The sequence below is a fragment of the Gordonia sp. NPDC003950 genome, from assembly GCF_053605205.1.
Genome location: NZ_JBSGIT010000003.1, coordinates 167,644 through 192,057 on the forward strand (window position 1 = coordinate 167,644; position 24,414 = coordinate 192,057).

Annotated in this window: 18 protein-coding genes; 12 read left to right on the plus strand and 6 right to left on the minus strand. The window is 67.1% G+C overall.

Annotated elements, in window-relative coordinates:
- The first annotated feature begins 17 nt into the window (after window positions 1–17).
- Entirely contained in the window at window positions 18–1,685 is a 1,668-nt protein-coding gene (locus ACWETB_RS03820) for a potassium channel family protein (RefSeq protein ID WP_452209373.1), read from the plus strand.
- Between the two features lie 101 nt (window positions 1,686–1,786).
- On the plus strand, window positions 1,787–2,053 hold the full coding sequence (locus tag ACWETB_RS03825) for a hypothetical protein (protein ID WP_452209375.1): 267 nt from the start codon (window positions 1,787–1,789) through the stop codon (window positions 2,051–2,053).
- Here ACWETB_RS03825 and ACWETB_RS03830 read toward each other — a convergent pair.
- Window positions 1,996–2,973, minus strand: a complete 978-nt coding sequence (locus ACWETB_RS03830) for an SMP-30/gluconolactonase/LRE family protein (RefSeq protein ID WP_452209377.1) — start codon at window positions 2,971–2,973, stop codon at window positions 1,996–1,998. The genes ACWETB_RS03825 and ACWETB_RS03830 overlap by 58 nt on opposite strands.
- Window positions 2,974–3,102: 129 nt before the next feature.
- On the opposite strand from ACWETB_RS03830, the gene ilvA reads away from it, so the two are divergent.
- Window positions 3,103–4,497 carry a threonine ammonia-lyase IlvA gene (gene ilvA / locus ACWETB_RS03835; RefSeq protein WP_452209379.1) on the plus strand — a complete coding sequence of 465 codons (1,395 nt, stop codon included), beginning with the start codon at window positions 3,103–3,105 and terminating at the stop codon, window positions 4,495–4,497.
- A gap of 15 nt (window positions 4,498–4,512) precedes the next feature.
- On the opposite strand, the gene treZ is transcribed toward ilvA, so the two are convergent.
- Window positions 4,513–6,354, minus strand: a complete 1,842-nt coding sequence (gene treZ / locus ACWETB_RS03840) for a malto-oligosyltrehalose trehalohydrolase (protein WP_452209381.1) — start codon at window positions 6,352–6,354, stop codon at window positions 4,513–4,515.
- A 325-nt stretch (window positions 6,355–6,679) separates the two neighbouring features.
- Between treZ and ACWETB_RS03845 the strand changes: the two genes are divergently transcribed.
- From ACWETB_RS03845 to ACWETB_RS03885, 9 genes are all read left to right on the plus strand, one after another.
- Window positions 6,680–7,480, plus strand: a complete 801-nt coding sequence (locus tag ACWETB_RS03845; protein ID WP_452209517.1) for an MlaE family ABC transporter permease — start codon at window positions 6,680–6,682, stop codon at window positions 7,478–7,480.
- A gap of 1 nt (window position 7,481) precedes the next feature.
- On the plus strand, window positions 7,482–8,348 hold the full coding sequence (locus ACWETB_RS03850) for an ABC transporter permease (RefSeq protein ID WP_452209383.1): 867 nt from the start codon (window positions 7,482–7,484) through the stop codon (window positions 8,346–8,348).
- Between the two features lie 10 nt (window positions 8,349–8,358).
- Window positions 8,359–9,660: an MlaD family protein gene (locus ACWETB_RS03855; RefSeq protein ID WP_452209385.1), complete on the plus strand. Its 1,302-nt coding sequence runs from the start codon at window positions 8,359–8,361 to the stop codon at window positions 9,658–9,660.
- Complete coding sequence (locus ACWETB_RS03860; RefSeq protein WP_452209387.1) at window positions 9,657–10,688, plus strand: MlaD family protein; 1,032 nt, start codon at window positions 9,657–9,659, stop codon at window positions 10,686–10,688. Before ACWETB_RS03855 ends, ACWETB_RS03860 begins: the two co-directional genes overlap by 4 nt.
- A gap of 8 nt (window positions 10,689–10,696) precedes the next feature.
- On the plus strand, window positions 10,697–11,677 hold the full coding sequence (locus tag ACWETB_RS03865; protein WP_449744015.1) for an MCE family protein: 981 nt from the start codon (window positions 10,697–10,699) through the stop codon (window positions 11,675–11,677).
- A 68-nt stretch (window positions 11,678–11,745) separates the two neighbouring features.
- The gene (locus ACWETB_RS03870) at window positions 11,746–12,807 is read left to right on the plus strand and encodes an MCE family protein (RefSeq protein WP_449744016.1); all 1,062 of its coding nucleotides are present in this window, start codon (window positions 11,746–11,748) and stop codon (window positions 12,805–12,807) included.
- Window positions 12,804–13,949, plus strand: a complete 1,146-nt coding sequence (locus ACWETB_RS03875) for an MlaD family protein (protein ID WP_449743919.1) — start codon at window positions 12,804–12,806, stop codon at window positions 13,947–13,949. Before ACWETB_RS03870 ends, ACWETB_RS03875 begins: the two co-directional genes overlap by 4 nt.
- Window positions 13,946–15,118 (plus strand): MlaD family protein, encoded by a 1,173-nt coding sequence (locus ACWETB_RS03880; RefSeq protein ID WP_449743920.1) that lies wholly within the window; start codon window positions 13,946–13,948, stop codon window positions 15,116–15,118. Before ACWETB_RS03875 ends, ACWETB_RS03880 begins: the two co-directional genes overlap by 4 nt.
- Before the next feature lie 43 nt (window positions 15,119–15,161).
- A complete protein-coding gene (locus tag ACWETB_RS03885) occupies window positions 15,162–16,109 on the plus strand; it encodes a hypothetical protein (protein WP_452209389.1) in 948 nt (315 codons plus the stop codon).
- A 75-nt stretch (window positions 16,110–16,184) separates the two neighbouring features.
- Here the strand turns inward: ACWETB_RS03885 and treY are convergent, their stop codons facing one another.
- The 4 genes from treY to ACWETB_RS03905 all read right to left on the minus strand — a co-directional run bounded on the left by treY (window position 16,185) and on the right by ACWETB_RS03905 (window position 24,293).
- Window positions 16,185–18,491 carry a malto-oligosyltrehalose synthase gene (gene treY, locus ACWETB_RS03890; RefSeq protein WP_449743922.1) on the minus strand — a complete coding sequence of 769 codons (2,307 nt, stop codon included), beginning with the start codon at window positions 18,489–18,491 and terminating at the stop codon, window positions 16,185–16,187.
- A 3-nt stretch (window positions 18,492–18,494) separates the two neighbouring features.
- Window positions 18,495–21,395, minus strand: a complete 2,901-nt coding sequence (glgX, locus tag ACWETB_RS03895) for a glycogen debranching protein GlgX (protein WP_452209391.1) — start codon at window positions 21,393–21,395, stop codon at window positions 18,495–18,497.
- A 100-nt stretch (window positions 21,396–21,495) separates the two neighbouring features.
- The gene (locus ACWETB_RS03900; protein WP_449743924.1) at window positions 21,496–23,673 is read right to left on the minus strand and encodes an acyltransferase family protein; all 2,178 of its coding nucleotides are present in this window, start codon (window positions 23,671–23,673) and stop codon (window positions 21,496–21,498) included.
- A gap of 44 nt (window positions 23,674–23,717) precedes the next feature.
- On the minus strand, window positions 23,718–24,293 hold the full coding sequence (locus ACWETB_RS03905) for a TetR/AcrR family transcriptional regulator (RefSeq protein WP_452209394.1): 576 nt from the start codon (window positions 24,291–24,293) through the stop codon (window positions 23,718–23,720).
- Window positions 24,294–24,414 lie beyond the last annotated feature (121 nt).

Here is a 24,414-nt window from a genome sequence, read left to right on the forward strand (position 1 = left end):
CTGATTACCCTCATCAGATGCCCGGTCACATCATCGTGCACGGCGACGACGCGCTGAGTGTCCGCATCGCCGAGGAGATCTCGAGCGGCGGCGTGCGCGTCGTCACCGTGGCCACCCCGGCGGATCTGTCCACCGCCGACATCGCCACGGCCACGGCGGTGGTGTGCGCCGGATCCGACGACGCGGTCAATCTGGAGTTCGCGCTGCTGGCCCGGCAGCACAGCACGACGGCGCGCGTCGTGGTGAACATGTCCAATCAGGTGTTGCGCGCGGCGGTGACGGCGGGCAACGGACCGGGCGCGGTGCTCGACGTGGCCGAACTCGCCGCGCCGTCGGTCGTCGAGGCATGCCTGTCGCGGACCACCCATTCCATCTCCGCCGCCGGCACCGAGTTCATCATGGCCGTCACCGACACGCCCTCCGCAGGCACGCTGCGTGACCTGTACGGCGACCTGGCCCCGGTGGCGGTGATCGCCGGCGGGGACGACGCCGCGGAAAGCGTGGTGTGTTGCCCGGGTCGCGATCTCGACGTCGGCGTCGGCGATCGTGTGGCCGTCATCGGAACCTCAGACGATCTCGCGGTCGCCGGGATCGCATGGGAAAGACCGAATCCGGCCCGTCGGCGGCCACCGCCGTTGCCGGTGCGTGGGGTCGGCGCGCTGCGCGGTTTCCTCGAGGATGTGAATCCGAACCTGTTCCGCGCACTCGGGGTGTCGTTCACACTGCTGCTGGGCGCCACCCTGCTCTTGCGTTTCACCTATCACAAGCCGGGGATGAGCTTTGTCGACGCGCTGTACTTCTCCACCGAGACCATTGCGACCGTCGGCTACGGCGACTTCAGTTTCGTCGATCAGCCGGTCTGGCTGCGGCTGTTCTCCATCGGCCTGATGTTTGCCGGTGTGACGACGACCGCGGTGCTGATGGCCTTCGTCGCCGACGTCCTGCTGTCACGGCGTATCGGGCAGTCCGCGGGCAAACGTCGTGCCCGGGAGATGCGCGAGCACGTCATCGTCGTGGGTTTGGGCTCCTTTGGCATTCGGGTGGCGACCGATCTGCGGGCGGCCGGCCACGATGTGGTCGCGATCGAGTCGAGCACCGACAATCGCTTCCTGGCGACCGCCGCCGCGGCCGACGTGCCGGTCATCTTCGGGGACGCCACCCTGCGTCAGACCCTCGAGGACGCCCGGATCGGCCGGGCGCGTGCGGTCGCGGTGCTCACCCATGACGACATGATCAACATCGAGACCGGAATCATCGCCCGCGAGTCACTCGGCGAGCGGTGGGGCAACACGTCGGCCGAACGGGGTGTGCCCGTCGTGCTCCGGGTCTTCGACCACACCCTCGGTTCCGCCGTCGCCCACCGCTTCGGTTTCGAGAACGTCCGCTCCACCGTCGAACTGGCCGCACCCTGGTTCATCGGCGCGGCACTGGGGTTGCAGGTGATCTCGACCTTCTCGGTGGGGCAACGCTCTTTCATGGTCGGTGGGGTCTTCGTGCGGCGCGGCAGCACCCTCGACGGTATCTCGATGGCGGAGCTGCCCACCCTCACCCGGGTCATCGCCATCGATCGCCACACCGGTGCGATCCTGCATCCGCGCCGCGACGACCGGTTGCGCGCCGAGGACACCGCCTATCTGGTCGGCCCGTATCACGAACTCCTCGACACCCTGCGCCGTGGACAGTGAACATCACACCCGGGAAAGGTTTCGGCTGGCCGAAACATTGTTGCCGACGATGCTAATATCGGCTGTGACGCTAACCGAAGTCTGATGTTCCGGGAGTATCGATGACAGCGATGATCGAGACCATGCAGCCCCGAACGCGGGGCGCGGTGCCCACCATCGACATCGCCGGGACCGACTGGCCGGTCTACAAGGTGCAGGCCGTCGCCGCCGCCGTGCTCGCCGCAGTGCTGAGCCTGGCCGTGTTCACCTCGATGCAGACCGCGGCCTGGGTGTCGGGCGTCGTCCTGGTCTCCACGTGGTGGATCGGCCGTTACCGGGCGGCGAAGGGCATGGGTGCGGACGGATCGAACCCGGCCGGGATCTCATAGATCCGGCCGTCGAAGCCGGCCCGGAACAGTCGTCCCGCCGAGAAGCCGCGGTTCCCGCCGCCGTAACTGACCACGCTCGAGAGTGGAAGTCCTTGCGCCAGGACGCAATAGGCGCCCGGTGCGGTCACCCGCACGATCTGTCCGGCGGCGTTGAACGGCACGATAGGTCGTTCCTTCGAGTCGAGCGTGAGACCGTCGGGCGCCGCCAGGGCATCGCCGCCGCCCAGGGTGAGGAGACTCTGCACCACGCGGGGATCGGCCGTCGAGATGCGGCTCACCCCCGGATTGGTGAACGTCCGCGAGACATACAACCACCGGTCGCCCCGGCCGAGGACCGCGCCGTTGGCGCTCGGCAGCGAACCCCACGTCGGGTTGACCGCCCCAGCGGGCGACACCCGCCCGATCAGATTCCCGAAGTCGTTGGTGGCGTAGACGACGCCGTTGCCCGCGACGGCCATGCCGTCGGCCGCCGACAATCCGCCGACCCACGGCCGCAACAGGTTGGTGGCGGTGTTCAGGCGTGCGATGGCGCCCGGCCGGAGGGCGTCGCCGACGATGACGCGCGGATCCGCGCCGTACCCGACGAGAAGGGTGCCGTCGGGGGTCCAGGCGAGCGCACCCGCGCCGCCGGCCGGCACCCGCGCGATCGGTACCGCGCGAGATCCCGGGGCGTCGAGTCGGAACACCTGCCCGCTGATGAGGTCGGTGGTGTAGAGCCGCCCGCGGCCGTCGACGGTCAGTCCCTCCAGTGCTGCGCCCGGCACCGTCCCGACCAACCGGGCCGGCGAGGCCCCCGGGCACGGCGGTGCCGCTTGTGCGGTCGTGGTGCCCGTCGCGACGATGGTGGTCAGCGCGATCGCTCCGGCCGCGACGGCGAGCGCAGCTCGGCGAAGAACTCGGTTCCGGTGACGCAGTCGCATGCGGGCTCCTCGCGGGGTGTGACGGACGTTACCCACTGCGAGTGTAAGCACGCCGCGAGGTGAGATGCCAGGGTCTCCCGGGACCCGCCGCGCGCACGGGTCGTCGCGCCCAGTGAGATCATGGAGTGCGTGAGTACGTCGCGCGACACCCTTTCCACATCCGGAACAGCCACCTCCGGAGCAGCCCCGTCCGGCCCCGGCCTGTCGGTTGCGTCGATCGACGCGGCCGCCGAGCGGATCGCCCCGGCGGTGTCGCGCACCCCGCTCGAACCGGCCCCGCGGCTGAGTGATCTGGTCGGCGCGCAGGTCTTTCTCAAACGTGAGGACCTGCAAACGGTGCGCTCGTACAAGATTCGCGGCGCCTACAACGTGATGGCGCAACTGTCCGACGACGAACGCGCGCGGGGAGTCGTGGCGGCCAGCGCCGGTAACCACGCCCAGGGCGTCGCCTTCGCGTGCCGGTCCATGCAGGTGCGTGGCCGGATCTACGTACCGACCACCACACCCAAGCAGAAGCGCGACCGGATCCTCTGGCACGGTGGGGAATTCGTGGAGCTGCATGCGGTGGGTGACACCTACGACGCGGCGGCGGCCGCCGCGCAGGGTGACGTGCTGAGCACTGGTGCGACCTGGATCCACGCCTTCGACGATCCGCGCACCGCCGCCGGGCAGGGCACCATCGCCAAGGAGATCGTCGAGCAACTCGGCGGCGCGCCCGACGTCATGGTCACCCCGGTCGGCGGTGGGGGCTGCCTGGCCGGGATCGCCACCTACCTGCACACGATCTCGGAGTCGAGCACGATCGTCGGCGTCGAACCGACCGGTGCGGTGTCGCTGGCCGCCGCGCTGGCCGGCGGGGGACCGGTGACCCTCGACGAGATCGACCCGTTCGTCGACGGTGCATCGGTCAAGCGGATCGGTGCCCTCGGCTATCGGGTGATGGCGGATCTGGGGTCGTCGGCGACCGCGCATCCGTTGCTGGGCCCCGCGCCGAAGGTCCCGGTGCTCCCGGACGAGCCGGTGACGCTGCGGCCCGGTGCCGCGCACATCACCCACGTCGACGAGGGTGCGATCTGTTCGACGATGCTCGATCTCTACCAGAACGAGGGCATCATCGCCGAGCCCGCCGGAGCACTGGCGGTCACCGGTCTGGCGAAGCTGAACCTGCCCGCCGGAGCGACGGTCGTCTGCCTGGTCTCCGGGGGTAACAACGACGTGTCGCGGTACGGCGAGATCATCGAACGATCCCTGGTGCACCGCGGTCTCAAGCACTACTTCCTCGTCGATTTCCCCCAGGAACCCGGGGCCCTGCGGCGCTTCCTCGACGAGGTCCTCGGACCCGACGACGACATCACCCTGTTCGAGTACGTCAAACGCAACAACAGGGAAACCGGCGCAGCGTTGGTCGGCGTGCAACTCGGCAGCCCCGACGGACTGGCCGGCCTGATGGATCGGATGGCCCGCTCGCGACTCAATTGCGAACGGCTCGAACCGGATTCGCCGGCGTATCGGTACCTGACCTGATCCCGGCCGTCGGCGTCACGGCGCCGGCGTGCGCCTGCCGACGATCACGTTGTGTCCGGCGCTGCCGAGCCCCTCGTCGGTCACTGTCGGCTCCTCCCACGACAACACCGGATGCAGGCTGATCGGCACCCTCACCTCGTGGTCGGCGAGTACCGCCACCACCGACCAGTCGGGCTCGCGATGCATCGCGAACCAGCCGGCCTGCTCGTCGAAGTCGATTCGCACCGAGGCGAAGTCGTCGCGGGCGAAGGTCGGTTCCTGCTTTCGCAGCGCGATCAACGCCCGATAGAACCGCAACATCCGGGCATGGGAATCCCGGTCGAGTTCGGACCAGTCGAGCTTCGAGCGCAGAAAGGTCTGCGGGTCCTGCGGGTCGGGGACGTCGTCGACATTCCACCCGTGTTCGGCGAACTCCGACTTGCGCCCGTTGCGGGTGGCCTCGCCGAGTTCGGGTTCGGGATGAGAGGTGAAGAACTGGAACGGGGTGTCGGCCGCCCACTCTTCGCCCATGAACAGCATGGGGGTGTACGGGGACAACAGCACCAGCGCCGCCTTGATGGCGAGTTGCCCGCCGTCGAGGTACGCGGTCGGCCGGTCCCCGATCGCGCGATTGCCGATCTGGTCGTGATCGCAGGTGTAGGCGACCAGCGCGGTGGTCGGAACCGAGTCGGGGATCGGCCGGCCGTGGTGTCGGCGCCGGAACGATGAATACGTGCCGTCATGAAAGAAGCCGCCCCGCAGCACCTTTGCGAGTGCGGCGTAGCTGCCGAAGTCGGCGTAGTAGCCCTGCCGTTCGCCGGAGACGGTCGTATGGATGGCGTGGTGGATGTCGTCGTCCCACTGCGCGGTCAATCCGTACCCGCCCGCCGAGCGCGGCAGGATCATCCGGGGATCGTTGAGATCGGACTCGGCGATCAGCGACAGCGGCCGTCCCAGTTCCTCACTCAGGGCATCGGTGGAGATCGCGAGGGCCTCGAGAAGTGGAACGGCACGATGGTCGACGAGTGCGTGCACCGCGTCGAGTCGGAGCGCGTCGACGTGGAACTCGCTGAACCAGCGCAGGGCATTGCCCAGGATGTAGCGTCGCACCTCGTCCGAGTCGGGGCCGTCGAGGTTCAGTGAGGCGCCCCACCCGGTCGATCCGGCGCCCAGATAAGGCCCGAAGTCCGGCAGGTAATTCCCGGACGGTCCCAGGTGGTTGTAGACGACATCGAGGACCACCCCGAGGCCGCGGGTATGGCAGGCGTCGACGAATCGGGCGAAGGCGTCGGGGCCGCCGTAACTCTCCTGCACCGCATACCAGCCGACGCCGTCATAGCCCCAGTTGTGGGTGCCGTTGAAGGCGTTCACCGGCAACGGTTCGACGAAGTCGACGCCCAATTCCACCAGGTGATCGAGCTGGTCGATGGCCGAGTCCAGGGTGCCGTCCGACGTGAACGTACCCACATGCATCTCATAGATCACCGCCCCGCGGACGCTGCGCCCCGCCCACTGCGTGTCATGCCAGATCGACTCGTCGACGACGTGCAACGCCGACAGGCCGTGCACCCCGTCGGGCAGCCGGGTCGAGCGCGGGTCGGGGATGGGTGTCGTCGCATCGTCGACGAGGAAGCCGTACCGCAGGCCGGTCGTGTCGATGCCCGCCGTGTCGAGTCCGGCCACCGACGACGCATCCATCCGGAACCACCCGTGCCCGTCGGGCACCATCGGCACCTCCACGCGCGGCGGTGAGCCGGCATTCGTACCGGCCTCCGGCCCGGTGAATACCGCGGCCAGCCGGTCGGCGGCCGGTGCCCAGACGCGGATGTCGGCCGGAACGGGCGGGGGAGCGAACGGCGACGAGACGAACCCTGACACAAATCTGTCGGGACGTTTCGTGTGTTTCGGATGACTTTGGTCGTCCGTCCCAGTTATTGTGACGTCGTCCACATGAGGGTGACAGCTCGCCGGGCGATCGGACAGTTGTTCGTTCACCCGCTTCAAGGTATTGGGTTCGGCGGATCAACGCAGGCCAGGAGTGCTGTGACCAACTGCATAAGCGCGGCGCAGTGTGCTGTACATTACTGCGGGCCACGCCTGCCATGGGGGGCGCGATGGTATTCGGACGATGCAGGGACGGGTATTGAGCACAGAGACGCAGGCCTCGCCGCACAGCGAGGAGGCGCCGCTGAAGCGGCGGGGGATGGCGTCCTCGTGGTTTCATGACCACGTCGTCGCCAGCTTCGACACCTTCGGTCGTCAGCTCGCCATGTTCGTCGAGGTCTTCAAGGTCCTCATCGAGGACATCGTCAAGCGGCGGTTCCCCTTCGGCGAGTTCATCCGCCAATGCGCGTTCATGTCCAGCACCTCTGTCTTCCCGACGTTCCTGGTGGCCATCCCCATCGGCGTCATCGTCTCGATTCAGGTCAGCAACATCGCCGGACAGATCGGCGCGACATCGTTCTCCGGTGCGGCCACCGGCCTGGGCGTCATCCGGCAGGGTGCGCCGCTGGTGACCTCGCTGCTGCTCGCCGGTGCGGTCGGGTCGGCGATCGCCGCCGACCTCGGCTCCCGGACGATCCGCGACGAGATCGACGCGATGCGCGTGATGGGTGTCAATCCCGTACAACGCCTCATCTCCCCGCGACTGCTCGCGACCATGGTCGTCAGCTTCCTGCTCTGCGGCTTCGTCTGCTTCGTCGGATTCATCACCGGCTACGTCTTCAACGTGTACTTCCAGGGCGGCACCCCGGGCAGCTACACCGGTACCTTTGCGTCCTTCGCCGGGGTCTCGGACCTGTCGTTCGCGCTGGCCAAGTCGGTGATCTTCGGTGCGATCGTGGCCGTGGTCGCCTGCGACCGCGGCCTCAACACCAAGGGTGGTCCGGCGGGCGTGGCGAACTCGGTGAACGCCGCCGTCGTCAACTCGGTGCTGCTGCTGTTCACCGTCAACGTCGTCCTCACCCAGCTGTTCGCCATCCTCGTCCCGGCGAAGGTGGTGTGACATGGCCGCCTCCCGGTATGTACCTCCCGTGCTGCGGCCGCTCGCGGCCACCAAGGTCGTCTACGAGGGTCCGCGCGACGCGCTGGTCCAGATGGGCCACCTCATCACCTTCCTGGTGCGCTCGATCGGCGCGGTGCCGATCGCGTTCACCCACTACCGCAAGGAGGTGTGGCGGCTGCTGGCCGACGTCGCCTGGGGCAACGGCGCGATCGTGGTCGGCGGCGGCACCGTCGGCGTGATGGTGATCCTCGGCGTGATGGGCGGCGCGACCGTCGGCATCGAGGGCTACACGGCGCTGAACCTGCTGGGTATCTCGCCGGTGACCGGCGGCCTCTCGGCCTTCGCCACCACCCGCGAGATCGCCCCGCTGCTCGCCGCGACCGCCTTCACCGCCCAATCGGGATGTCGTTTCACCGCCCAGCTGGGATCGATGCGCATCAGTGAGGAGATCGACGCTCTCGAATCGATCGCGATCCGTCCGCTGCCGTACCTGGTGACCACCCGGATGTCGGCCGCGGTGCTCGCGATCGTCCCGCTCTACTCGGTCTCGCTGGCCGCCAACTACATTGCCTGCCAGGTGATGTACCAGCTGCAGAGTGGTAAGGGTGCCGGCGACTATCTCGCCTACTTCGACTCGTTCATCCTGTCCACCGACATGCTGTACTCCTTCATCAAGGTCGTGGTCTTCGTGCTGCTGACGACCTTCATCCAGTGCTATTACGGGTACTTCGCCTCGGGCGGACCCGAGGGGGTGGGGGTCGCCGCGGGACATGCGATCCGGTTGGCGATCATCGTGATCGTCTTCGCGAATCTGGTCATGACGCTGGTGTTCTGGGGAACATCGCCCGGCATCAAGATCTCGGGATGAGGGGGAACCGATGCTGATCGCCACCGATGGCCGCAACCCCTCGCTCGTGCAGTACCTGCTGCGTGGGCTGGCGTTCCTGATCGTGCTCGTCATCGTCTTCGTGCTGCTGTTCATGCGATACCAGGGCGTGTTCACCTCGACGGTGTCGGTCTCGGCCAAGCTCACCGACGTCGGCGACGGGCTGACCACCGGGGCCGACGTCCGGTACAACGGATTCATCGTCGGTCAGGTGAAAGGCGTAGCGGCCTCCGGCGAGACGGGCGCCAAAGGCATCGCGCTTCGCCAGGTCGACATCGACGTGCTGCCCGAGCAGGCCGAGGGCATCCCGGCCAATGTCACAGCCCGCACCGTCCCGTCGAATCTGTTCGGTGTGAACTCGGTGGAACTCGTGCCGCCGGCCACTGCGTCGTCGGATCACCTGTCCTCCGGTGCGTCGATCCCCGCCGACGCGTCACTGCCCACCATCAAACTGCAGGACGCGCAGAATCAGCTGCGCACATTGCTGCAGGCGGTCCCACCCGAACAGCTCGCCGGTGTCCTCGGCACCATCGCCGACGCCCTCAACGGCGGCGGCCAGACCTTCGGGCTGTTCGTCGGCGTCCTCGACAACTACTTCAAGACCCTCAACGCGCAGTTCCCGCCCGGAGCGCCGTCGGGATTCGAGAACTTCGACAACTCCGTGCGCGGCCTGTCGGAATCGGCGCCCGAATTGCTCGACACCCTGGGCCGCAGCGTGATCCCGGCGATGACGGTCACCGAGAACCGCGACAATCTGACGGCGATCCTGTCGGCCGGGCAGGGATTGACCGACCAGATCCAGGCGCTGTTCGCCGCCAACGGTGATGCCGGCAAGGCGGTCGTCGCCGACGCGAACCGGATGCTCGGTGCGGCCGTCTACGAGCCGAATTCGCTGCCCTATGCCCTGACCGCGTTGAATAATTTGGCGGCCCGGGTGCTGACCGTGTTCACCGGTGTGAACGGCCACCCTCAGCTCAACATCGGGGTGAGTTTCTCGGCCTTCCAACGCTATACGCGACAGAACTGCCCGGTGTACAACGGTGGACCGTACGGCCAGACCCGTGGCCCGGGGTGCGTCGGTCCCGGCACCGGTACCGGCCCGACGAGTTCCGGTCCGTTGATGGTGTACCCGCAGGGTGGGATGCGTCAGATGACCTTCCCGGCCTCGGTCACCACCGCCGCCGACAACCGGACCCTGAGCGCCGCGCTGAATCGCACGCCGACCGCCGCCGACACGCTGATGCTCGGGCCGCTGGTGCAGACGGTGTCCACCGAGACCGGAGGCGGGCGATGAGCGCGGGCGCTACCACCATCCGCAAACCGTTGATCGGCTTCTCGCTGTTCGCGAGCATCGCGTTGCCGCTGACCTACATCATCTATTCGACGCTGGAACGCTCGGTGCCCGGCGACACCCACGGATACACCACCTACTTCCGCGACGCCTCCGGCCTCGCCAGTGGTGACGACGTGCGCATGGCCGGAGTGCGGGTGGGCCGGGTCAGTTCGATCGACCTCGACGACGGCCGCGCCAAAGTGACCTTCGAGGTCCAGACCGATCAGCCGATGTACACCACCACCAAGGCGGCCATCCGCTACCAGAACCTGATCGGCCAGCGCTACCTCGCACTCAGTCTCGCCGACGGGGACGCACAGCCGCTGCCGGTGGGGTCGACACTGAAGCAGCCGTCGGAGGACTCCTTCGACGTCACCAAACTCCTCGCCGGATTCCAGCCGGTGTTCGAGACGCTGACGCCCGAGCAGATCAACGACCTGTCCAATGGTCTGGTCCAGGCCTTCCAGGGCGACACGGTGTCGCTGTCCTACACCGTGGCCCAGGTCGGCAAGTTCGCCTCGGACATGTCCAACCGTGACGTCGTCATCGGCGCGATCATCGACAATCTCAGCGGGGTGCTGCGTGACCTCTCCCGTCAAGGTGACCAGGTCAGCACGCTGATCGACAGCCTCAAGAATGTGATCGCCAACCTCAATTCCAACTCGTCGGCACTGGGCACCGCGGTCACCCAGATCGGCCAGACCGCATCCGGATTCGCCGATGTGCTGACGCAGACCAGTGGCAACCTCGCGGCGGCGGCGACCTCGGCCAATCAGGCGACCGCCACCCTGATCGGGGAGGGCGCCAAACTCGACGGACTGGCCACCAACCTGCCGATCTTCCTCGGACACTTCCCGCTGGTTCTCGGAGAGGGCGCCTACCTGAACATCTACGCCTGTGACCTCGACATCGCGATCGGCGACGTGCTGTTCCCGCCCGGGATCATCAACAAGATCGGCGGCACCCAACACTCGGTGGTGTGCCGATGAGAAGCCGCATGCGCCGCAGCTTCGACCGCAACCGCCGACTCTGGTACGGCCTCGGCGGTGCGATCGTCATCGTCGTGGTGATCCTTGCGATCACCGGGATCGGTGAGGCCGACCTCGGGAAGAAGACCTACACCGCAGATTTCGCCCAGGCCGGCGGAATCCGGCCCGGTGACAAGATTCGCGTCGCCGGCATCGACAAGGGTGAGGTCGCCAGCACCGAACTCGCCGGCAATCACGTCCACATCGTGATGAAGGTCGACAACGACGTCGTGGTGACCGCCAACGGCTCCGCCGAGATCAAGATGTCCACGCTCCTCGGGCAGCGCTACATCGATGTGTCCCTGGGTAATTCGCCGGACCTCGCACAGAACGGGGTGATCACGGAAACGCGCGTGCCCTATGACCTGAACAAGACCATCGAGGAGGGCACCCCGATCCTGCAGGGGGTGAACGACGAGGACTTCGCGCAAAGCATCAAAACGCTGAACACCCAACTCGCGGGTGCTCCGGCGGTCACCAAACCCACCCTCGATGCGCTCACCCAGATGTCGGAGATCATCACCAACCGCAAGGACCAGATCAATCAGCTGGTCGCCGACACCAAATCGGTCACCTCGATCGTCGAGGACTCCCAGACCCAACTCGCGGTGATCGTCGGGCAGGGGGCACAGCTGGCGCAGAAGATCGTGGCCCGGCAGGCGCTGGTGACCCAACTGCTCGACGGCATCGCCCAGATCACCGAGCAGGCCCAACTCGTCGCCGCCGACAACGCCAACCAGTTCGCGCCCATCATGGCCAACCTCAACACCATCTCGCAGGGCCTGGAGAAGAACCGCGACAACCTGCGCAAGATGCTCGAGGTGTTGCCGGTGACCGCGCGCCTGACCAACAACGTGATCGGAGACGGCCCCTACGCCAACGGCTATCTGCCCTGGGGCATCTTCCCGGACAACTGGCTCTGCCTGGCCCGGGTGGTGGACGGATGCTGACCGACACAGTTCAGACGGGCGTGAGCGCGGACGGCGCCGCACGTCGGCGCCCGGCGACCCTGATCGCGATGATCCTCGTCGCCGTCGGCGCGCTGTCGGGATGCTCGCTGATCCCGGCGAGCTGGACCGTCGCGGCCGATCAGGCCATCGAGATCAGCGCCTACTTTCCCAACACAGCGGGTCTCTACACCAGCAATGACGTTGCGGTGCTGGGCATGCCGGTCGGCCAGATCACCAAGATCGAACAGCAGGGCAGCCGCGTCAAGGTGACCTTCACCGTCGACAAGGACGTGCCGATCCCGGCCGATGCGCAGGCCGCGATCGTCAACACCTCGATCGTGACGACCCGTCACATCGAACTCACCCCCGCCTACACCGGTGGCCCGAAACTCGCCGACGGTGCGGTGATGCGCAAGGAGGGCCTGAGCCCCGTCTCGGCCGGTGATCTGTTCGACGCCGTCGACAAGCTGGTCACCTCGCTGTCCGGCGATGCCCCCGGCAAAGGCCCGGTGGCCGACCTGATGGACATCACCACCGGCATCACCGAGGGCAACGGGCAACGCCTGCAAGAGGCCATCGACCAGTTGGGGAGTGCCTCGCAGATCGTTTCCGGCAACGGTGACGGCCTCGTCGACATCATCAAGTCGGTGCAGACACTCACCGCCGCATTGGTCGCGAACTATCCCAAGATGAAGGCGTTCTCGAGTTCCATCAACGACGTGAGCGAGATGCTGGGTCGGCAGTCGCCGGGTCTCGTGGCCACCCTCGGCGACCTCAACCAGGCGCTGCTCAACACCTCGGAATTCCTGCGCAACAACAGCGGGACCATCAGCGCATCGTCGGCGCGGTTGGCTGCACTCGCCGAGAACCTCAGCGACTTCTCCCGACAGGTGGTCGAGACCATCGACCTCGGGCCGCTGCTGTTCCAGAACCTGAGCAATTCGGTGTCGGCGGAGCAGGGGGCCTGGCGCGCCCAGGTGCTGTTGGACAAGTCGCTGATCGACACCCAGCTGCTGTCCCAGTTCTGCCGGGCCATCAATCTGCAGAAGAACGGATGTCAGACCGGCCAGCTCCAGGACTTCGGTCCGGACCTGGGGATCTTCAACGGGCTTCTGGAGTTGAGCAAATGAGCCGCCGTCTCTGGTCGCCCGACGTCGCGCGTCCCCGTCGCTGGGCCCGAAATTCCCTGCTCGCCGGCATCGTCGCGGCGATGCTGGCGGTGTCGGGTTGCGGTGTGCTTCCCGGCCTCACCGTCGAACAGATCCCACTGCCCGCACCGGGTAACCTCGGCGAGACCATCGAGTTGACCGCGAGTTTCGACAACGCGCTCAATCTGCCGACCCGGGCCAAGGTGAAGCTCTACGGCAGTGACGTCGGTCAGGTCACCGGGATCCGCGCCGACAACTACCAGGCCATCGTGACGATGGAGGTGAGCACCAGCGCCAAGGTCCCGGTCGGCACCGGAGCCGAACTGCGCCAGGCGACTCCGCTCGGTGACGTCTTCGTCGCGTTGCTGCCGCCCGCGGCGGCGCAGGGCCGCTACATGGCCGACGGGGACACCCTCACCGGCCCACGGTCGGCGGCCGCGACGGTGGAGGACCTCTTGATCAGCATCAGTGGACTCGTCGACAGTGGATCGCTCGGGTCGACCCAACAGATCCTCACCGAGCTCAGTGCGGCCGTCTCGACGAGTCCCGATGACCCGCAGGAGCTCAACGGCGCCATCGAGGGGATGACCACCGCGATCGTGAAGCTGAACCAGAACGCCGCGGCCGTCGACCGGTCGATGGCCAACACGCGGGTCCTCACCACCGAGTTGGCCGACGGCCGCGCCCAGATCATGGCGTCGATCAACAAGTTGGCACCGGCCTTCAACGTCATCAACGATCAGATGCAGCTCATCCTGACGACGCTGGACAAGACCAACACCGTCACGGCGGCGACCAACGACTTCCTCACCAACGATCGTCAGAACCTGATCGAATTGGTCGATCATCTCGCCAACGTCCTGGCCCAGTTGAACACCGCCGCACCGACGCTCGGCGGTCTCGCCGACAACCTCGCGGCATTGACCCCGAAGTGGGTGAAGGCGACCAGTTCCAGTGCGGCGGCACTGTCGGCGAAGGTGTACTACCTCAATCCGGGCGCCGGATTCGATTCGGCCAGTAGACTTCCCGAACTCGGCGATCTCGACTCGGCCGGTCAGTCGCTGCAGCAGACGCTGCAACGTCTGATCGCCCGGCTCACCGCCACACAGGGGTGCTGCGGATGAGCGGGATCTTCGGTTTTCTCCGTAAGCACTCGGTGCTGCTGGGCAACCTCGCCCTCATCGGGGTGATGTTGCTGGGGCTGTCCTACCTGGCCTTCGGCGCTCTGCGGTGGCAGCCTTTCCAGGGGCACTACGGCCTCACGATCAACTTCCCGGTCTCCGGCGGTCTGCAGGACACCTCGCGGGTCACCCTGCGCGGAGTGGAGATCGGTGACATCGAATCCATTCACGTGCAACCGGATTCGGTGCAGGTGAAGGTGTCCATCGATGACGACGTGAAGATCAACCGCAACACGATCGTTGCGGCGCTGGGACTCTCGGCCGCGGGTGAGCAGTACGTCGACTTCCAGCCGGCCACCGCCGACGGCCCGTATCTGGCCGACGGGGACACCATCAACGTCAATCAGACGCAGACGACGGTGCCGTTCCCGCGGTTGCTGGAGACCTCGCTGGGGGTGATCGACCAGATCGACCCGGCACAGTTGACCGCCGTCGTCGACAACCTCGACGTCGCCCTCAACCCCGACAGCGAGACCAATGATCTGCGTGTGCTTTTCGACGCGGGCGGCACCATCTTCGCCGACCTGTACCGGGTGCTGCCCCAGACCACCAAGCTGATCCAACAGACCGGCACGATCTTGCAGACGACGGCACAGATCCAGCCGGACCTCGCCGGCACCGTCAACGCCGCCAGCGAGATCGTCAACGCCGCGGTGGCCTCCGACCGGGAGATCCGCACCTTGCTGGGCAAGGGCCCGCAGCAACTGACCAGTCTCACCGGGTCATTCAACGAGATGCAGGACCCGCTCACCGATCTGCTCGGCCAGTTCCGCGACATCGCCCATCAGGGTGCGCTGCGGGCGCCGGCGATCGTCAATCTGCTGCCCTCGATCCGGGACGCATCGATCAAGAGCCTGACCATGTTCCACGACGGTGCCTGGTGGGCATTCGGGTCGATTTATCCGCGGCCCTACTGCGACTACCCGATCACGCCGACGCGGCCGACCAAGATCCTCGAACTCACCGTTCCGACGAATCTGTACTGTGTCACCGAGGATCCCAACCAGCAGATCCGTGGCTCGGCGAACGCACCGCGACCGCCGGGTGACGACACCGCCGGGCCGCCACCGAACTACGACCCGAATGCGCGCACGGTTCCGCTGGACAAGTAATTGGCAGACGAGTGACATCCATCGTGCGGACGGAAAGCTGTGCATGACAGGCGAGAAGAACGACGGCGAGAACAACGACGGGGACCCCACCATCGACACCACCACCAGTGACGCCGACACCGGTGACGCCGACGGCTCGTCGACACAGCAGGTCTCGAAGGCGACGGCATCCCTGACGAAGGCGCAGGGTAAACCCGTTCCGCGGTCCAAGACCGCCAAGGCCAAGCGGACGTCGCCGGTCGCCGAGGGCGCCGAGGCGGCGGCCGAGGCCGTCGATGAGGACGTTGCCGCCGATGACCTCGAGACCTCGACTGCCGACACGGTCCCGTCGTCGGCGCCCGCCGACCGGGACACGAGCAAGGGCAAGGGCAAGGAATTCTCGATCACCTTGTCCTCGCGCTCGCTGCTGCGCGTGCTCGGGGCGATCGTGGTGGTCGCCCTGATCGCGGGGGTGGCGGTACTCGGGTGGTTGTATTACTCGGATCAACAGCGACTCAAGGCTTTTGACGCGTCCAAGCAGGTGTCCGAGCAGTTCGTGACGCGGCTGGTGACGACGATCAACCCGGGCAACACCGACAAATACAAGGAGATCCTGGGTCCGTTGTCGACCGGGGCGCTGCGGTCCCGATTGGAACAGGATCGCGCCGCCACCGAGCAGAACAGTCAGGCCCTCGCCATCGAGGCGACCTCAAAAATCGTGTCGTCGTCGGTGGCGTCGTTCGACACCGACAGCGCCAAGACCACGGTGATGGCCGAGGTGACCGCACGCTCGGCGCAGATCCCGAACGGCGAGACCCGCCTGATGATCTTCATCCTCGACCTCCAGAAGGTCGACGGCAATTGGCTGGTGTCGGACTTCAGCGGGCCGCCCGGAAGTGAGAAGAGTGGCGTCGTCGATCCGTCGCAGTCCCTGCCGGGGCAATCCACGCCGAGCTCGAGCGCACCGGCACCTGCCCCGACCGAGACGCCTGCCCCGACCCCGGCCGGGTAGAGGGCGCGCCGCGGCCGGCGAGCAACGGGTCAGCGGCGAGTAACGGGTCAGCGAAGAGCAACGGGTCAGGGACGATCAGCGGGTCAGGATCGCCACCGGCGCGACGGCACGGAGATCTGCGACGCTGACCGAGCCGGAGTGGGTGGCGCCCGACACCGCATCGAGCCAGTCGCCCGGCGGCAGTGTCAGCATCGTCTTGGCGCCGTCGGGGGGCAGCAGACTGTGGGTGAATCGACTCGTCGCGACGATCACGCGAGGGTCGACCTCCCCGGTGACACCGCGGCCGAACGCGACCACGTGGTCCGATGCCGGGCCCTCGGCCAGGATCGGCCGGTAGTCGCCATCCGGTCCGAACGCGGCGGCATGGGTCGACCGGACACCGAGCGCGGCCTGTACGAGTCGGACCTTGGGGTGGTCGGTCGAGCGGCGGTAGTCCACGGGGCGTCGATTGTCGGGGTCGACCAGTGAGTCCTCGAACCACTCGGTGCCCTGATAGATGTCCGGCACTCCGGGGCCGAGAAGGGCGATGGCCTTGCGCGCCAAGGACTCCTGTTCCCACGCCGGCGCCAGCCGGGAGACCAGCCCGGTGATCACCTCGGCGGGCTCGCCGGTGGTGATCGTGTCGATCCAGGTGGACAGCGCCGACTCGAACTGCTCGTCGACCTCGGTCCAGGTGGTTTTCAGAGCGGCCTCGCGTGACGCCTTGCGGGCGTAGTCGACGAGTCGGGTCCGCAGTTCATCGGTCACCGCGCCGTCGGTCGGCCAGACGCCGAGGATGTTCTGCAGCAGGAAGTATCCGGTGAAGTCGTCGGGAGGCGGGGTCGCGGCCCAGATCCGGCGGATGGTCATCGACCATCGCTCCGGGACCTGAGCCAGCAGCGCGACGCGTGCACGGACATCCTCGCCACGCTTGGTGTCGTGGGTGGAGCTCGCGGTCATGGCGCGGGGCCACTGCCGCGCACGGATCACGTTGTGCCGGTGGAAATCGTGCAGGGACAACGCCGGATCGGCGGGATCGGCGCCCACCTCCTGTGCGGACACCAGCCGGGCGGTGCGATAGAACAGGCTGTCCTCGACGCTCTTGGCGGTGACCGCACCACAGGTCTGGGCCAACCTCGACGTCGCCGCACCCGGGGTTTCGGTGGTGCGGATGATCAGCGCCATCGAGTCGGCGAGGTCCGGGCGGCGGGCGACGATCGCGTCGGCCGCGGTGACCAGGCGGGACCGCAACGACGGATAGTCGGCGCGATAGACGCCGAGGTCGGCGATGAGTTCGCCGACCGCATCGGCCACCGACGCCGCATCGACACTCGGATCGGAATGGGTGAGGGCACGAACGAGACGTCGGTGCTCGGCGGGAAACATGGTCTGCAGGGTGGTGATCTTGCGACTGCGTTCGGTCGCATGCAGCCAACGGGCATCACCGGCCACCCCGGTGACGTGTTCGTGGATCTCGCTGAGTTCGACGATGCCCGACGGGGCGGTGAACAGCGCCTCGATGACCCGCAACTGGTCGTAGCCGGTGGTGCCGTCGACGGGCAGCGTCGGCTCGAGTGCCTCGTCGGCGGCGAGGATCTTCTCGATGTAGAGCAGTCGATCGGCGCCGATCTCGCCGCGGAGGCGTTCGAGGTAGCCCATCGGATCCCACAGGCCATCGGGATGATCGACGCGGACACCGTCGATCAGATCGGCATCGAGGAGATCCCGAAGCCACGCATGCGTGGCGTCGTACACCGCGGGGTCCTCCTGGCGGAGACCGGCGAGTTCGTTGACGGTGAAGAACCGTCGGTACCCGATGAGGCCCGAGTCCCACGGGACGAGCCGATAGTGTTGGCGCGCATGCACTTCTTCGGGTGTTCCGCCCAGGGTGCCGGGGGCGGTGGGGAAGGCGTGGTCGTGATATCGCAGGATGCCGTGGGCGTCGACGGTCAGCGGTGTCAGGTCGCCGTCGGAGGCGAGCACCGGAAGTGCGAGTGCCCCGTCGGCGCCGTTGTCGGAGGAGAAATCGGCGTCGAAGTACGTCGCATAGCGTGATCCCGGGCCGTGGCGCAGCAGATCGGCGAACCACGGATTGCGCAGGGCCACCGCAACTCCGGTGTGATTGGGGACGATATCGATGATGATTCCGAGCCCGAGTACCGACGCGGCCGCCCGTAGTGCCCGAAGCCCCTCGCGCCCACCGAGTTCCGGTGCCACCTGGGGTGGTGGAACCCAGTCGTAGCCGTGCGTCGAGCCGGGCATCGCCGTGCCGATCGGTGACAGGTACACGTGACTGACGCCGAGGTCGGCGATGTGCTCGAGGATTCCGACGACGTCGGCGAACCCGAAATCGGGCGTCAGTTGGACACGGTAGGTGGCGATCGGTTCCGGGCGCGTGACCATCGATCAGCGTTTGTTTCGCAGGACGACGAGTGATCGGGCACGCACCGCGAACCTGCTTCCGCCGCCGACCGACTCCAGATCCGACACGCCGGTCGGGCTGGCGGTGTTGAGTACGCCGTGCCAGCCGGGGCGCAGGATCGAAGGCAGGGTGAACTCGATGTCCTCGTAGTGGGCGTTGAGGCAGATCACGAAGTGGTCATCGAGGATCCGCTCACCCCGCTCGTCCTTCTCTGCAATCCCGTTGCCGTTGAGGAAGACTGCGAGACTCTTGCCGAATCCGCTGTCCCAGTCGGCGGTGGTCATCTCCTGACCCGACGGCGTCAGCCAAGCGATGTCGAGCGACTGATGACCCCAGCGGATGGGTTTGCCGGCGAAGAACCGGCGGCGCCGGAACACCGGATGGGCCGTCCGCAACGCGATCGCCCGCCGGGTGAATTCGAGCAGGTCCGCGTTCTCCTCCGCGAGACTCCAGTCCATCCACGACAATTCACTGTCCTGGCAGTAGACGTTGTTGTTGCCCAACTGGGTTCGGCCGATCTCGTCGCCGTGGGCGAGCATCGGCGTGCCCTGCGACAGGAACAGGGTGGCCAGGATGTTGCGTTGCTGCCGGGCGCGCAACTCGAGGATTTCCGGATCGTCGGTGGGTCCCTCCACACCACAGTTCCAGGATCGGTTGTGGCTCTCTCCGTCGCGATTGCCCTCACCGTTGGCCTCATTGTGTTTCTCGTTGTATGACACCAGGTCCCGCAGCGTGAAGCCGTCGTGGGCGATGACGAAGTTGATGCTGGCCAGTGGTCGGCGTCCGGTGGCCTCGTACAGATCCGATGATCCGGTCAGGCGGGAGGCGAACTCGCCCAGGGTGGCCGGCTCACCCCGCCAGTAGTCGCGGACGGTGTCACGGTACTTGCCGTTCCACTCGGTCCACAGCGGTGGGAAGTTGCCGACCTGATAGCCGCCCTCCCCGACGTCCCACGGCTCGGCGATGAGCTTGACCTGACTGACCACCGGATCCTGCTGCACGAGATCGAAGAACGCCGACAGGCGGTCGACGTCGTGCAGTTCTCGGGCCAGTGTCGACGCCAGGTCGAAGCGGAAACCGTCGACGTGCATCTCCAGCACCCAGTATCGCAGCGAGTCCATGATCAGCTGCAGGGTATGCGGATGACGTCCGTTGAGGCTGTTGCCGGTTCCGGTGTAGTCCATGTACATCTCGGCGTTGCCGTCGACGAGGCGGTAGTAGGCGGCGTTGTCGATCCCGCGGAATGCGATGGTGGGGCCGAGGTGGTTGCCTTCGGCGGTGTGGTTGTACACCACGTCGAGGATCACCTCGATGCCGGCTTTGTGGAACGCCCGTACCATCGCCTTGAACTCGGTCACCGCGCTGCCCGGCTGTGCGTGATTCGAGGCGTAGTCGGCATGCGGGGCGAAGAACCCGAAGGTGTTGTACCCCCAGTAGTTTCGCAGCCCCTGATCGAGCAGCACGAAGTCCTGCATGAACTGATGGACCGGCATCAGTTCGATGGCGGTGACACCCAGCGACTTGAGATGGTCGATGATCACCGGATGTGACAGGCCCGCGTAGGTGCCGCGGAGGTTCTCCGGGATGCCCGGATGGGTCGCCGTCATCCCCTTGACGTGGGCTTCGTAGATGACGGTCTGATGGTAGGGCAGGCGTGGCGCGCGATCGTTCTGCCAGTCGAAGAACGGGTTGATGACCACCGACAGCATCGTGTGACCGAGCGAATCGAGTTGCGGCATCGATGGACTCGGCTCGGGGTCGTGGTATTCCGGCGTCGGCGGGATGGCGGGCTCGGGTTCGACGATCTCCTCGTGTGCCACCGGTGGATCCACCGTCTCGATCACCACGTCGGGCGCGGTCACCTCGTCGGCGGTGGTGTCGTCGTCTGTCGCGTCATCGGTGTTGCCGTCGACCGCCGGGTCGTCGACTTCCGTTGCAGCCGAATCGGTGTCGTCGCCAGTGGTGCTCAGCGTCTCGGCCGGGGCGTCGCCCGCGTCGTCTCCTGCGGAAGTCGCGACGTCCGCCTCGTCGCCCACGCTCAACGGTCCCCCGACCTCCGCGGCCTCGTCGGAGGCGGGTGGCTGATCGGCGTCCACCGACTCCGGTGTTCCGGGGTCGTAGACGGGGATCTCCTCGGTCGTCGAGGGGTCGGTGCCGGGCAACGGATAGGAGAACAGCGATGCGTCACCGTCGAACTCGCCGTGAAAAGCCTTGCCGTACGGGTCGAGCAGCAATTTGCTCGGATCGCACCGCATGCCGTTGGCCGGATCGTAGGGACCGTGTACCCGGTATCCGTAGAACTGGCCGGGGCCGACGTTGGGCAGGTAGCAATGCCAGCAGTACCCGTCGACCTCCTCGAGTCGGATGCGGCGCTCGTTGCCGTCGCGGTCGATGAGACACAGGTCGACCGCCGTCGCGATCTCGGAGAACAACGAGAAATTGGTGCCGACCCCGTCGTAGGTGGCGCCGAGCGGGTAGGCCTGCCCCGGCCAGACGTCGATCGGATCGGGTTCGGGGGCGACCAGCGGCTCGGCCTGCTCCGGTGCCTTGACCGGACTCTCGGTCGGATGGGGTGCGGTGCTGGTGCTCAGCGGTGCGGCCGTCGTCGGGCTGTCTGTGATGACGGCGGCGGGTTCGGGGGATGGTGCGGAGGCGGGTTCGGCGTCCGGGACCGCGGTTTCTGCTGGGGCGGCGGTTTCTTCCGGGGCGGATTCCGACTCGGGCCGGGTCGATTCGGTCGGGGTCTCGTCCTCGGTCGGCGGGGTGACCTGCTCGGCGTCGAGCGCGTCGCCCGTGGGATCCTCGGCTGCGGCGGCCTGCCCGGTCGTCGCTGCCTGGTCATCGCCGGTGGATGGTGCGGACGTCTCCACCTTCGGTGAGTTCATTCCACGACAGTAGTCGCGATGGTGTCGGCGTTCATCTCGGAACGGTCTGCGTCCGGGCGTACGTGATACCCGTCCCAATCGGGAGTCCCGAGTTGCGCGATCAGGGATCGTGATCGGTCGTCCAGGGCAGAACGCGGCCCAACTGGCGGCCCAGACCGTCGGTGAGGCTGCGGACGTATGTGGCGCTGAGATGATGCCAGTCCTTGTAGACGATGATGTTGCCGACGATCGCGGGACACCGGTTCGCGTCGCACAGTCCGTCGGAGAGGTCGAGGGCGTGAAAACGGCGGTTGCGCTGTGCGTATCCCGCCGCCGGGTCAATCCGGTCGAGTGCCTCGGCACGGTCGGTCCCACACGTGTCGGCGGTCCCGCCGTCGGACAGACAGGTCGGGGTGTCGATAGCACCGTCGGGGCCGTGCGGCCAAGGGGTGTCGCGGATTCCGATCACCTCGATGCCGGCGTCGGTGAAACGCTCGAACACCGGTGAGTAGGTGGACGGCATAACGTCTCCGGGGGCGCCCACACGCGGCCTGGTCGATGTGGTGACCACCGCGTCCGGGCGGTCGGCGACGATCCGGTCGACCACGCGCCGCGACCAGTCGCGGCACTGCGGGTAGGGCACCCCGTTCTGGAGTCGGGGTGTCCGCTCCGTCGACAGAGGGCATCCCATCTTCAGGTACGTCGTGACTTTGAAGTGGTGCCGTGACCCCAGCAGATCCAGGGCGGTGATCCACATCTCCGCGTGCGATCCACCGGCCAGTGCGATGGTCCGCGAGGCGGTGGGATCGCCGTATACCCCCACATGGATACGTGGATCCTCGAAATCGCTCATGACGCCGTCGGTCGAGGTCGCCGGAAAGTCCTCGATGACCTCCAGCGGGCTGGGTTGCGGCTCGACGGCCGGCACCGGAACGCCGTCGAGCAGGGCCCGGGCTCCCGGATACAGCCGTGGGTCGAGATCGGCGGTGTCGACGTGGACGGCGGCGACGTGCTGCGACCACAGGCGCACGCCGACTCCGCCGGCGACGGTGAGGATCACCAGGACCGTCGCCAGCACCGGGGCGTAGCCGAGAGGGCGACGTCGCGCGGGGGTGGCGCGACGCGACGGGTCACCGTGCCCCGGTCGTTCGTTCCGCAGTGGACCTTCACGCAGTGGATCCTCGATGTATCGCTTGGTCAGCCACGCCAGCATCACCGAGGCGGTCAGCACGGCGGCGCCGGCGAGGATCGACGCGTGATCGGTGCCGCGCCACGAGAGATAGAAGATCAGCAGCGGCCAATGCCACAGGTACAGCGAGTAGGCGATGGCGCCCAGCCACACCGGCCAGGGTGAGGCGAGCACCCGGTTGAGGAGGGGCGGTGAGTCGTCCACGCGGGCGTGCCGTCCGCGTGGTGGGCGCTGCGCGGTACCCGCCCAGATGATCACCAGTGTCGAGCCGACCGGAACGAGTGCCCACGGGCCGGGGTAGGAGGCGACGCCGTCGATCCACCACCCGCAGGTCAGGATCAGTGTGAGCGCGGCGGTCGCGGCGACGGTCCGCAGCCATCGCGAGACCCGCCAGGTCGGCATCCACACCGCCAACAGTCCGCCGGCCAGCGGCTCCCACAGCCTCGAGAGGGTGTCGAAGTAGTTCCACTGCTGATTGACGTCCATCCGCACCGTCGCCCACCAGAACGACACGACCGCCATCGTGAGCACGGCGACGCCCGCGATCGCCCGAATTGTCGCCGGTCGTGCCGGCGATGCGAACAGGCGCGCACCGAGGCCGATCGCGCCGGTGTAGGCCAGCGCGACGAGCAGGGTCGCCAGGAAGAACTGGCCCTGCACCGACATCGACCAGATGTGTTGCAGCGGACTGTTCGCCGAGCTCGCCGCGAGATAGTCCTGGGAGTTCAGGGCGAGATACCAGTTCTGGTAATAGAGCGCACTCGCGGTCAGTTCCTGCCCGATCGCGTTCCACCGGGTCTGCGGGAGGACCACGATCGTCAGGACGAGGACGGCGAGGAGCACCGTCGCCAACGCCGGGAGCAACCGCCGCCCCAGGCGCACCAGCCGTGGCCACGGGTTGACCGCGGCGCCGATCGAGACGTGGGGTTGTTGTGCGTCGATGGCATGGCGCAGCAGGGAGCCCACGAAGAAGTAGCCCGACAGGGTCAGGAAGACGTCGACACCGCCGGACACCCGGCCGAACCAGATGTGGAACACCGCAACAAGGGCGATCGCGATGCCCCGGAGGCCATCGAGATCGGTGCGGTGAGCAGGGGTGGTGCGAGCCACGGTGGGCGGAACGGCTTTCGTCGAGACGGTGTCGCCTCTCGACGCTAGCGGTCCGCGGGCACCTGCGCTCCGGATCGGCGGCGCGCGCCGTCGAGGATCACCTCGAGGCCGTCGCCGAACTCGGTGTCGAATTCGCGGCCGGACGGGCCGGTGACGCCGAGCCGTTCCATCTGGGCGCGGGTCTGTTCCTCGATGGTCAAGCCGATGACGAGCTGGCAGATGGCGGTGGCGACCGCGCGTGCATCTCGTTCGTGCAGGTCGCCGCCGGCGGCCGCGGCCGCGATGTCGTCGGCGACCGCGCGGTCGGACAGGCCGCTGGCCCAGCTCGAGGAGACCACCTCGGCGCTGTCGGGCACGCGCAGGAGGGCCGCGCGCATTCCGACGGCCAGGGCCCGCAGGCGCTGGTCCCACGGCTGCGCCGGATCGGGGCGGGCAACCTCCGACAACAGATCGTCGGCCAGCGCGGCCAGGAGCGTCTGCTTGTTGGGGAAGTGCCAGTACAGCGCGTTGGGTCGGACGCCGACCTCCGAGGCGAGGCGGCGCATCGTCAGATCCGCCAGGCTGTGGTGGATGAGCACGTCACGGGCGGCGGCGAGGATGTCGGCGCGGGAGTTGCTCACAGGCACAGGGTAGAGGGCGCGTCGAAGCGGGCCCACGGCGGCCTGTACACCGTCCAGGAAAAGTCCTGTACAGTGTTCAGGCAGTCGAGCGGTGTCGCCCATCACACCGCGTCCAGCACCC